The 12,181-nt window shown below is 35.3% G+C and carries 10 protein-coding genes; 2 read left to right on the top strand and 8 right to left on the bottom strand.

The features are described from left to right. Positions 1-398: 398 nt before the first annotated feature. From K5Q07_RS02635 to ykzS, 6 genes are all read right to left on the bottom strand, one after another. Positions 399-2,459: an LTA synthase family protein gene (locus tag K5Q07_RS02635; protein WP_220729416.1), complete on the bottom strand. Its 2,061-nt coding sequence runs from the start codon at positions 2,457-2,459 to the stop codon at positions 399-401. Between the two features lie 42 nt (positions 2,460-2,501). Beyond that, positions 2,502-3,515 (bottom strand): lysylphosphatidylglycerol synthase transmembrane domain-containing protein, encoded by a 1,014-nt coding sequence (locus tag K5Q07_RS02630; protein WP_220729415.1) that lies wholly within the window; start codon positions 3,513-3,515, stop codon positions 2,502-2,504. Between the two features lie 2 nt (positions 3,516-3,517). Then, entirely contained in the window at positions 3,518-4,540 is a 1,023-nt protein-coding gene (locus K5Q07_RS02625) for a glycosyltransferase family 4 protein (protein WP_220729414.1), read from the bottom strand. 8 nt (positions 4,541-4,548) lie between these two features. Further along, positions 4,549-5,736 (bottom strand): glycosyltransferase family 4 protein, encoded by a 1,188-nt coding sequence (locus tag K5Q07_RS02620; RefSeq protein ID WP_054606752.1) that lies wholly within the window; start codon positions 5,734-5,736, stop codon positions 4,549-4,551. Between the two features lie 238 nt (positions 5,737-5,974). Further along, positions 5,975-6,241, bottom strand: coding sequence for a phosphocarrier protein HPr (locus K5Q07_RS02615; RefSeq protein WP_034531608.1), 267 nt, complete (start codon positions 6,239-6,241; stop codon positions 5,975-5,977). A 68-nt stretch (positions 6,242-6,309) separates the two neighbouring features. Then, a complete protein-coding gene (ykzS, locus tag K5Q07_RS06895; protein ID WP_237756869.1) occupies positions 6,310-6,510 on the bottom strand; it encodes a protein YkzS in 201 nt (66 codons plus the stop codon). A 210-nt stretch (positions 6,511-6,720) separates the two neighbouring features. On the opposite strand from ykzS, the gene K5Q07_RS02610 reads away from it, so the two are divergent. Both K5Q07_RS02610 and K5Q07_RS02605 read left to right on the top strand, forming a co-directional pair. Next, positions 6,721-8,892: an ATP-dependent Clp protease ATP-binding subunit gene (locus tag K5Q07_RS02610; RefSeq protein ID WP_220729413.1), complete on the top strand. Its 2,172-nt coding sequence runs from the start codon at positions 6,721-6,723 to the stop codon at positions 8,890-8,892. Between the two features lie 100 nt (positions 8,893-8,992). After that, positions 8,993-10,027, top strand: a complete 1,035-nt coding sequence (locus tag K5Q07_RS02605; protein ID WP_220729412.1) for a MucBP domain-containing protein — start codon at positions 8,993-8,995, stop codon at positions 10,025-10,027. Positions 10,028-10,046: 19 nt separating this feature from the next. On the opposite strand, the gene K5Q07_RS02600 is transcribed toward K5Q07_RS02605, so the two are convergent. Together K5Q07_RS02600 and tagD are read right to left on the bottom strand one after the other, a co-directional pair. Continuing rightward, the gene (locus K5Q07_RS02600; protein WP_220729411.1) at positions 10,047-11,624 is read right to left on the bottom strand and encodes a peptide chain release factor 3; all 1,578 of its coding nucleotides are present in this window, start codon (positions 11,622-11,624) and stop codon (positions 10,047-10,049) included. A gap of 108 nt (positions 11,625-11,732) precedes the next feature. Continuing rightward, positions 11,733-12,143 (bottom strand): glycerol-3-phosphate cytidylyltransferase, encoded by a 411-nt coding sequence (tagD, locus tag K5Q07_RS02595; protein ID WP_034531602.1) that lies wholly within the window; start codon positions 12,141-12,143, stop codon positions 11,733-11,735. Positions 12,144-12,181: the final 38 nt, after the last annotated feature.

Below are 12,181 nucleotides of genomic sequence, written 5' to 3'. Positions count from 1 at the left end.
TTTAATTCTTACAACCAAGTTGTAAGTTCCTTACACATCATCGATTATCAATCTTGTTCAGTTTTCAAAGATCTACCCTTTTTTAATATCAACTGTTGTCTCATTCGACAACTATTTAATATTAACAAATTATCAACACAGTGTCAATAACTTTTTTATTTATTTTGCTGATGAATGTTTTAACATCAACGTTTGTCGCTTATCGACAACAATAAATATTATGCCATCTTATTAACGTAAAGTCAACAGTTTTTTTATTGATTTTTTAGCGTTTTTTGTGAGGTTTTTGACCGCCTCATCAACAGCAATATTTATATTATCAAAATATCGACACGGCGTCAACATTAATTTCAAAATAAAAAGGGACGACTTTAAAAGTCATCCCTTTCGTTTTGATACTATTTCAATTCTGGTGCATCGGTCTTGTATAAGTTCATTGTGTCTTTCTTCTTCAACTTATTCAATAGATCGGTTTTCTTCTTCTTATCCATTTCCTTAAGAAGTCTCATTCCATCAGCGTACTTGTAGCTGTAATCCTTCTTATCTACCTTCTTGAATCCTTTAGGTGTGTAGAAACGTAGTAAGTCACCTAATACTACCTTATCTGAAAGTGATAGTTCTGTAGTAACGTGGTTTTGCATCTTCTTAATTTCATCAGCTTGTTTCTTATTAGGTGTAATTTGTTTACCTGTCTTAGTTAGGTATACACTTCCACCGACTACTGTGTATTCAGGAGATACAAAGTCCCCATTTCTAAATGCAACAACTTGGTTTCTCTTCTTAGATAGTAAGTCATTACCGAATTGAATTGTATTATCATCCTTTACACCTAGTAAATGTAATAGTGTTGGTAATACGTCAATTTCACCACCATAGGTATGATCAATTCCACCCTTTAGGCCATCCATGTGAATCATGAATGGAACCTTTTGGAATTGTGCTAAGTCATAACTATTGATGGACTTCTTGTGTAGTAATTGCGCAATAGCTGGTCTATGGTTGTTTGAAATACCATAGTGATCACCATATAGCACAATCATACTGTTCTTCATTAGACCTGTCTTAGTTAGGTAATTAATGAATTCACCAAAGGCTTGGTCTAGGTAATGAGCAGTTTGTACGTATGGATCTACAGTATCATCACCAGTCTTAGTAGCTGGGAATGATACATTTTGTTTATCCAATTCGTATGGGTAATGGTTAGTTAATGTAATTAGTTTTGCATAGAATGGTTGTGGTAATTGTTGGATGTATTGAGCTGCATCCTTGAAGAAGATTTTATCCTTCAAACCGTAACCAACACTGTATGATGGTTTTTCAGTGTAGTAATTTGAGTCAAAGAAGTATTGGTAACCCCATGACTTGTATGCATTATCTCTATTCCAGAAACTTGGAACATCCCCATGGAATGCAGCAGTACTGTAACCCTTTTGAGCTAAGATAGCTGGTGCAGCTTGGTAGGTGTTTTGGGTACCATAAGTAACCATTGCTGATCCTTCTGGTAGACCAAACAATGAATTTTCTAGCATCATTTCAGCATCAGAGGTCTTACCTTGTGCTACTTGATGATAGAAGTTATCAAACGATAGTGTGTTTTGGTTATGGTAGAACTTGTTTAGGTTTGGAGTTACTTCCTTACCGTCCACCTTGTAATCAATTAAAAATTGTTGAAAACTTTCCAAATGAATTATGAATACGTTCTTACCTTTAGCCTTACCGTAGTATTCAATATTAGCTTTACTGCGGTTATGCTTTAGATATGTAAATACACTATTCAAGTCAGATGGTTTAGCATGCGCTCTAGTTTCACTTTCCTTGTGAGTTTGGTATGCGTTAAATGCTGCATATTCATTTAAGCCAAGGTACTTAACAATGTAGTTGTTATCAAAAGTTCTTGTTAGTAGTCCTGATCTATCTGCATTAGATACACCAAATTCAGCAAACATCAATACTAAGGATAGAATGGTGATTGCAAAGGCGTTCTTCTTTTTAAATGGAGCATGATCAACCTTAATTACTCTGAATAACAATAATAAAATCAATACAATAATATCAATAAATACGAAGAAATCTAATGGATGTAAGATTTCAGCTAAACTCTTACCGAGGTTATTTTGCACAGTACCTGAACCCTTGATAATTCCAAATGATAGGAAGTCTGAGAATTCACGGTAGTATAAAACGTTGGCAAAAATCCAGATTGATTCAATTAAATCAATAATAAGCATTAGCCAGTAAGCTAACTTACCTCTAAAGTACAAAGCAATCCCAAAGATTAGTAAGGCAGCTGGTAATGGATTAACAGCTAAAAGGAATTGTTGAATTCCTCCCTTTGCACCTAAGGTAAAATCAATACGGTATGAAATATATGTTTTCAACCAGAATAAGGCCACAATTAATACAAAAAAGCCAAATTTTGTATTAAAGAACTTTCTGGTGTTCTTAATATGACTAGACATTTCTATGCCTCCAAAATAAAAAAATATAAAGTGTTAGTAAACTTACTTATCAATCTTATTAGGACGAATGAAGAATGCAACCGCCCCTAAAATCATTCCTAAGTAATAAGTTATCAAGCGCCAAGCAATTAACGCTAGAATCAACTTCGTGTTATTGGTGATAAAACTCTTGAACAAAGTCTCGAAACTGTACTCTGCTCCCCCAGCTCCCCCAGGGATTGGGAATAACGAGATTATCATAAAGATTAAAACATGTAGGCTAACAATCATGATGATGTTAACTTGATCAAACCCTAACGCCAAAATAATAAAGTATGGAATTAGGTAATAGAAAGCTAGTTGGAAGAAAGTAATAACAATAATCTTTAACATTAACTTCCATTGTTTAGCGATTCTGATGCTTTCCATATGGAATGTATCAATTTTATTGTCCAACATTTCTTTGAATGAAAGATACTTGTCGTCCTTCATGAATATCTTAAGTGGTTTTACCAAATTATCAACAAGTTTCTTAGTAAATGTATACCAATACATAATTAATAACAAGGCAATAATCACAAATAAGTGAACGAAAAAGCCAAACAATACAAGCCAAGCTAAGTAGTGCAACTTTTCTTCAACATATTGAAATCCGACAATAAGACTCAAAATGAAATTAATTACTATCATGGTCTGAAAGACCACGAACTTCATCAAAAGCGTTGAGCTAGCCTTACCAGCATCCACACCGGTTTGAACCATGACGTATAGTTGTCCGGGTTGTCCACCAGATGAAAATGGTGTAATTCCATTGAATAGTTGTTCAACCAATGGAACCCTAATCGCATCCCACCATGTAAAGTGATCAACTTGGGTATCGACAATTGTCTTCGTGACCACAGCTTCCAGTCCTAAGTATAACAACATACATAGGAAAGCAACGGCGATCCACCACCAATTAATAGTAAAAAAATCTGCAATCAATACATTCATGTTGATGTCTCTAACAAAATACCAAAAAATCAGTATCCCAATTAGAAACATCATAAAGAACGTTATTACATTTCTCTTCGACATTACTATCCCTCTTTTATCTGACCTTTATAGAATTTATGCCAAATTGAAGCTAGATGATCTTCTGAATAGTAATCAGATGCAGCCAAAGCTTTATCAGATAACTCTTTTAGTTCATCTCGATTATCAATTAAGCGATGCAAACTATCATTCATTTCTTCAAAAGTAGTAAATGGTTCATAGTAACCACTGATGATTTCTTTATATAAGTCCAAACTTCTTAACATCACTGGAGTTCCACAAGAAAATGCTTCCAATACTGACATTGGGAACAATTCATTAAATGATGGTAATAGGAACAAATCAGCAACATTATAGTATTGAACAAGCTTATCACGATCAACAATTCCTGGGAAATGAAGATTTGCAGGTGGAGTATCTACCAATAGTTTTAATTTCTTATATCCATCAGTAATTTTACCAAAAGAAAAACCACCTGCCCAAATAAATTCGACATTTGGATTTTCCTCTGCTAGTTTGGCAAAATCCAGAATTCCCTTTCTAGTTTGCACCTGGCCTGTTCCAACCACTACGAACTTGTCTTTATCAATACCAAGTTCTTTTCTAACATTTAACTTTTCATCTTCAGTAAAAGGATAGAATTCCTTTTTGCTAACAAAGTTTGGAATATAAGTAATTTTATCACGATTAATTCCATATGCTTCCAACTTAGGTATAAAAGTTGGGTTAACAACTACAATGTGTTCCATTCGTTTGTAGAACGCAATTACATACTTATAAAAAATCCATTTGATTGGCTTAGGTAGACTTAAGCTACCTTCCAATGTTTCTGGTAGAAAATGCACGTATCCAATTCTTCTTCCACGTTTCTTTTGAAAAGTAGAAAAGTAATATCTTAGATTAATTGTATGGTAGTGAGTAATGTCAGATTTCTTTGGATCATTGATTTCAATCTCAAACTCATCTGAAAAACGCTTTTCCATTAATTTAATTAACTCTAGATAGGCACTACCGACTCCTTGTCCCTTTACCTTGTCGGCAGTTGAAAACATATCTATTTTTATCATAAATCCTCCTAGTCGCTTATCCCATTATCATCACTAAATTCTTTGTTGAAATCCAATTGGGCAGCCTTGTAGAAAGCCACAATGCGATTGGCAAAGTTTTCTGATGATATTTCATGTAACTTAGTTTGTCTAAGTTCTTCCTTTGATGGATCTGGTTTAGCTTTAGTTTGATTCAAGTATTCCAATACGCTTGAAACATAGCCATCATTATTTGAGAAAGTCATCCCTAATGCTTTATCACTTAATAAGTCTTCTGTATATGGACTTGATGCAACCACTACTTTGACTCCGGCAGCCATTGCTTCAATATACGTTAAACCTTGTGATTCTGAATTTGATGTCGATACAAATAAGTCGGCATCTCGGTAATATTTATATACCTCATCGTTATTGATTTCACCAACAAACTTAACGTTGGCGTTTAAATTCATGTCATCGACTTGTTTCTTCAAATCGTCTCTAGCTGGTCCATCCCCTACAATCACAAGTTGGGTTGATGGTTTGTCAGCTAAAATCTTAGGCATAGAGCTAATCAATTCTTCAATATTTTTCTCATAAGCCAAACGACTCACTGATAATAACACAGGCGCATCACCTTGAACGCCTAAATTTTTGCGTATGTCAAAATCAGATTCAGTCGCAAACTTATTGATGTTAATTCCGGTTGGGATAATCCTAATCGGACTCTTTACCCCGTATCTTACTAGTGTATCTAATACCTTCTTACTTGGCGCCACTACCCCTGACATATTGTGACAAAATGCTAACGTTGCATCTTTAACATGTACTGGTCTTAATAGCTTACCTTTGGCCACATAGTGTAAATAGTCTTCATACATTGTGTGATAAGTATGTATACATGGTATTCTTAAAAATTTAGCCACAAACTTACCAATGATCCCCATTGAGAACTCGGTTTGTGTATGAACAATGTCCAAGTTAAGTTTCTTAGCAATTTGATAAGCTTGGATCATTCCCCTTACCGCAATTCGGCGGTCAGTAAAAGAAATAAAGGGGATACTGGAAAATCTAAAAATATTTTTTTCATATGCGGTCTTATCAACGTGGGGATCAGTAGTTGTGAAGATATATACCTGATGACCATCTTTTTCCAATTGATCCTTTAGTGTCTTAATAGATGTGGCAACCCCACTGACCTGTGGAAAATAAGTATCAGTAAAGATCCCAATATTCATAGTAGCACCTCTCTTTCTTTTAATATTAATTATTTGTAATTATATTGTTTTGCTGTTTGCATTGCAAACTCATACGAATGCCATAATTGTCTATTCTAATAAAAAAACGAGCCAGAACAATTCTATCGAAGTAGTTGTTTCCATATTTGTTCAATAATGACAATGAACTATTATGACAACCAAACATAAAATATTTCTGACTCATTATTTTAATAAACTTACCATATATAACTTGTAATTAATCAGTTAATCCTTCATCTTTGAATGATTTTGCAATTGCTTCAATTGCGTCTTTTTCGTCAGGACCATCAGCAATAACAGTTACTTCGGCGTTTTGACCAACACCTAATGACATAACACCCATGATTGACTTTAAGTCAACAGTGTTGCCAAGGTATTCTAGTTTTAATTCTGATTTGAATTTAGTAGCAGTTTGAACTAAAAGTGTTGCAGGACGAGCATGGATTCCGGTTTCAGAAACAACTTTAAATTGACGTTTTTCCATTTTGAAAATCTCCTTTTATTCTTATACTAATTTTAGAATATCAATTAATGTGATAAAACTCAACATTTTTAACTATTGGTACCACTATCAGATAGGTAAGTATACGTAATTATACCGTTCTGATCGGCCTTCCCTATCACGCGCTTTCTAGTATCAAAGTTCATGTATGCAACTTGAAACTCAGTGAACTCGTCGGGTTTGACTACCAATTCTTTGATTTTGTTGTCTTTTAGGTCATTTAATAATTCAGTATAATTCTTATCTGCGATAATTATATTCCCTCTTTCAATATATATTATATACGATTGGTACTAATTAAAACATATCATAATTAAAAAATATGAAAAAAATCATCATTATTTTAATCTAAACAAATTGCTTGCACTAAATTTACGATGAGTTATAATATTTCTACAAATGGTCAGTAAAGGTCAAAATAATCTTTAACCATTTAGTTGTTTTCAGAAAGGAGCAGTCGTATGAAATGTGAAAACTGCCATATAAATGAGGCAACCATTCATTTACTCGTCAATTTCAATGGCGAGAAAAGACATATCGATATTTGTCAGGACTGTTACCAGAAATTGAGTCAGCAATCCGAACAATATCGCAATAACGGAGGTGTTGATATGATGAATGATCCATTTGGATTCAGTAGCTTAGATGATTTATTTAATGCGATGAATCAAAATAATCAAAATTCTATCCGCCGTCCTGACAACAATCAGCAAAAAAATAACAATAACAACAATTCCAATTCTGTGTTAGCAAAGTATGGATATGATTTAACCGACCTAGCAAGAAAGAACAAGATTGATCCGGTTATTGGTCGTGATAAGGAAATCAATCGTGTGATTGAGATCCTAAACCGTAGAACCAAGAACAATCCTGTTTTGATTGGTGAAGCTGGTGTTGGTAAGACTGCTGTCGTTGAAGGACTAGCACTTAAAATTGCCCATCACGAAGTTCCAGATAAATTAAAGAACAAACGTGTTATTAGATTAGATGTTGTTTCCATTGTTCAGGGAACATCAATGCGTGGTCAATTCGAACAAAGAATGCAAGAACTAATCAAGGAAGTTCAATCCAACAAGAACATCATTTTATTTATTGATGAAATTCATGAAATTATGGGCGCAGGTAACGCCGATGGTTCAATGGATGCCGGTAATGTATTGAAACCTGCCCTTGCTCGTGGTAGTTTCCAATTAATTGGTGCCACTACTCTTAACGAATACCGTGGTATCGAAAAGGATTCAGCACTTGCTCGTCGTTTCCAAACAGTGCAAGTCGATGAACCTTCATTGAAACAAGCTCTTCATATCTTAAATGGTATCAAGGGACGTTATGAAAAGTATCACCACGTCAAATACAGTGATGATGCAATCAAGGCTGCCGTTTACCTATCAAATCGTTATATCCAAGATCGTTTCTTACCGGACAAGGCAATTGATTTAATTGATGAAGCTGGTTCAAAACTTAACATTAAATCAGACGTTAAGTCCCCAGATGATTTAAAGGATGAACTAAGCAAGTGTGAAAACGAAAAGAAGGATGCTTTGAAGAAAGAAGATTACGAAAAAGCCGCCTTTTATCGTGACAAGATTGAAGAACTTAACTACAAGTTAAAGGACTTCGATGAATCAGACAATACCTACCCTACTGTATCTACGAAGGATATCGAAGGAATTATCGAATCCATCACTAAGATTCCTGTTGGTCAATTACAAGAACAGGAACAGGACAATCTAAAGGATCTTGATAAGAAACTTGCGGGTAGCGTTATTGGTCAAAATCAAGCAATCGAAAAGGTTGCTCGTGCCATCAAACGTAACCGTATTGGCTTCAATGGAACCGGTCGTCCAATAGGGTCATTCCTATTCGTCGGAACTACTGGAATTGGTAAGACTGAACTTGCTAAGCAATTGGCAAAGCAACTATTCGGTTCTAAGGAAGCCATGATTAGATTTGACATGTCTGAATATCGTGAACCACATTCAATTTCAAAACTAATCGGTTCACCTCCTGGCTATGTTGGTTATGATGAAGCCGGACAATTAACCGAAAAAGTTAGAAGAAATCCATACAGCCTAATTCTTTTTGATGAAATTGAAAAGGCTCACCCAGACGTTCTTCATGCATTCCTACAAATTCTAGATGATGGTCGTCTAACCGATTCTAAAGGTCGAACAGTATCATTCAAAGATACCGTCATCATCATGACAAGTAACGCTGGTACTGGTGCTTCAACCGCTAGTGTTGGTTTTGGTGCCGAAGCTAACAACAAGACTCATTCTGTATTGAATAAGTTAGGAGATTATTTCAAACCAGAATTCCTAAACAGATTCGATGACATCGTTGAATTTAACCAACTAAGCAAGGATGACTTGAAGAAGATTGTCAGCCTAATGCTAGACAATGTGAATAAGATGCTTGAAAACCGTGGTATTACCATCGATGTTTCAGATGCTGCCAAGGATAAATTGGTTGAAAAAGGATACAATCCTGAAATGGGAGCTCGTCCCCTTCGCCGAGTAATCCAAGAGGAAGTTGAAGATAAAGTCGCAGACTACTATCTAAACAATCCAAGTAGTAAGCATTTGAGCGTTGAAGTTGACGACGAAAACAAAGTATTCGTTAATGCTAAATAATTGAATAAATATAAAAACAGCTAAGATTATTCTTAGCTGTTTTTTTAACTTTTTTTGTACTATCATATGTTAATATGGTTGTTAGAGAGGAGGAGAAGGTATGTTTCATTTTATCCATGACATTATTCGTCGATTTAAACGCAAACATGATTCAGACGAGCCACAAGTAAATGATTTCGATGACTCAACCAACAAAACAGTTGATAAGGACGTCGCAACAACCACCGAAAATATTGAAGAAGCCCCTTCTTCTCCTAAACCAAGGGCAAAAATGACTATTTACTATGTGGACGAAGAAGGACATTATCTCCACGAGTTTAATGTTATTCACGGTTTCGTCGGTGATCCAGTAAGTTTCATTATCCCCGATTTTGATCACTATGTTTTGTTCAAAATAATGGGCGTTTCAACCTACATGCGAAAAGAAGATAATCAAGTTACCCTTCAATACAATCGATTGAACGGAAAGCCAGTTAATATTTTCTTCATTAACTATGATACATATTCAATGATTCGTCTTCCTCAAATGGCAATTGGAAAATATAATAATAAATTCGAAATTAATATTCCGGAGCTAGCTGGCTTTAAATTAATGAACTACTCTGGTGATGAAGACGGTATTTTTAATGACTACATGAAACATTTAATCATATACTACCGTCGAGATGACTGGCACAACGTGCAAAAGAACACGTTCTACATTCGTTTAAGAGAATACACTAAAGTCTATAATGACACTAACGGTGAAATTCTCCATGTCTTATTACCAAAGAAAAGTATTTGGAAGGTCTTTTATCAAGTTACCACCGACAACGCACTGTGGTTAAACATTGGTCCTAACCAATGGATTGTCGATAGAAACTTCTACAGAATGCAATATCCATTTGCAAAAGAGCTAACCAATACTGATTCATGGAAAATTAAAAAAGTTCACTACCCTGCCACAATTCAAAATGATAATCATCAAAGTGTTACCGTTTACAACTTTCCTTACGGTAGCTGTATTGGATTCCTCCATAACGGTAACTCCTTCTTCGTTACCCAAGAAATCATCGATCAAAAAGATGTTCATTGGATGGAAATTAATAACCTTCACTACATCGTTAGTGAAGACGTAAAAAAAGAGCTTAGATAATATCTAAGCTCTTTTTATTTTATAGTTTTGAAGTAAGTTCTACATCAGGGTACTTTTCTTTGAACCAGCGTTCAGCAAATGAGTTTTCGAATAAGAACAATGGATCGCCATGACCATCTTTTACTAGGATGTTTCTTGAAGAAGACATCTTTTCGTCTAATTGGTCTGGGTTAATCCAACGAGCAGTCTTACTACCCATTGGTTCCATTACAACTTCAGAGTTGTATTCATTTTTCATTCTGAATTGGAAAACTTCAAATTGAAGTTGACCAACGGCACCTAGGATGTAATCACCGGTAGTGTAAGAAGTGTAAAGTTGAACCGCTCCTTCTTGAACTAGTTGTTGGATTCCCTTATGGAATGATTTTTGTTTCATAACATTCTTAGCAGAAACCTTCATGAATAGTTCAGGTGTAAATTGAGGTAACTTGGTGAACTTAACATCACGTTTGTCTGAATAAATAGTGTCACCAATTTGGAAGTTACCAGTATCGTATAAACCAATGATGTCACCGGCTACGGCATTTTCAACATTTTCACGAGTGTTAGCCATGAACTCAGTCACGTTGGATAGACGTAGTTTCTTTTGGTTTCTTTCCAAAGTAACGTCCATTCCACGTTCAAACATTCCTGAACATACACGTACAAACGCGATACGGTCTCTGTGCTTAGGGTTCATGTTAGCTTGAATCTTAAAGATAAAACCAGTAAATTGTTCGTCTTCAGGTTTTACATCAACATCGTTTTCGGTTTCGTGTTCACTTGGTTTTGGTGCAAAATTTAGATATGCATCTAAGAAAGTCTTTACCCCGAAGTTAACCAAGGCTGAACCGAAGAAGACGGGAGTTTGTTCACCATTCTTGATTTTTTCTTCGTCGAATGGATTACCAGCTTCGGTGATTAAATCCATGCTTTCTTTAGCATCTTGATAAACACTGTCTTCTGATAACTTGTTGTCTTCTAACAAGTTACCTTCATCATCCAATGGTAAGTATGGATTGTTTTCGTCTTCTGGACGGTATAGTTCGACACGTTTGTTGTATCGATCGTACAGTCCTCTTAGAATTTTTCCTGAACCGATTGGCCAGTTCATTGGGTATCCTTCGATTCCCAAGACATCTTCTAGTTGACTGATTAATTCCATTGGGTCTCGACTATCACGATCAAGTTTGTTCATGAAAGTAAAGATTGGAATTCCACGCATCTTACAAATTTGGAATAATTTCTTAGTTTGTGGTTCAATCCCCTTGGCAGCATCAATAACCATGACTGCAGAGTCAACGGCCATCAAAGTACGATAAGTATCTTCTGAGAAATCTTGGTGACCAGGGGTATCCAAGATGTTGATACGCTTACCGGCATAATCAAATTGCATCACAGAACTAGTAACGGAAATTCCACGTTTCTTTTCAATTTCCATCCAGTCAGATTTTGCAAAGTTACCAGACTTCTTCGCCTTAACAGTTCCGGCTTCACGAACAATTCCACCAAACAATAGCAATTGTTCAGTAATTGTTGTCTTACCAGCATCCGGGTGAGAGATGATGGCAAAAGTACGACGTTTATCAACGCTTTGCTCTATTTTTTTATTACCCATTATTCGAATCCTTCCGTTTTATAATATATAAATACAATTGTAACATATTAAAACAATCTTCCATATGTGAATTAAAAAACATCCCCGATTAAATCGAGGATGTCTTTTTTATTTCTTCCAATCGTCTTCGTCAGTTAGACCTAAGTCTTTCTTGATCTTAGAAGTTGAAATACCTTCTGTTCTTGGTAAGTAAACAACCTTACAGTAATCCTTTAGGAAGTCGAATTTACCTTCCCAATCATCTCCCATAACGAAGATGTCGATGTTGTTATCAACAACGTCTTTAATCTTTTGGTCCCAATTATTTTCTGGAATAACGTGATCAACGTAACGAATTGCTTCCAATACATACTTTCTATCTTCGTATGAAGTATAAGCCTTCTTACCTTTTTCAGCGTTAAATTCGTCGGTAGAAACACAAACTGTTAAGTCGTCGCCTAATTCCTTGGCACGTTTTAATAAACGAACATGACCCTTGTGTAGTAGGTCAAATGTTCCATAAGTAATTACTTTTGTCATAGTATCTCCTGCTTTGTCTCTCTTTGTTTTTTTGCTAA

Origin of the sequence: Apilactobacillus zhangqiuensis, from assembly GCF_019656215.1 — a bacterium.
Taxonomy (GTDB): Bacteria; Bacillota; Bacilli; order Lactobacillales; family Lactobacillaceae; genus Apilactobacillus; species Apilactobacillus zhangqiuensis.
Note: the sequence above shows the minus strand (reverse complement) of the source record. Positions and strands in the feature narration are given on the sequence as shown.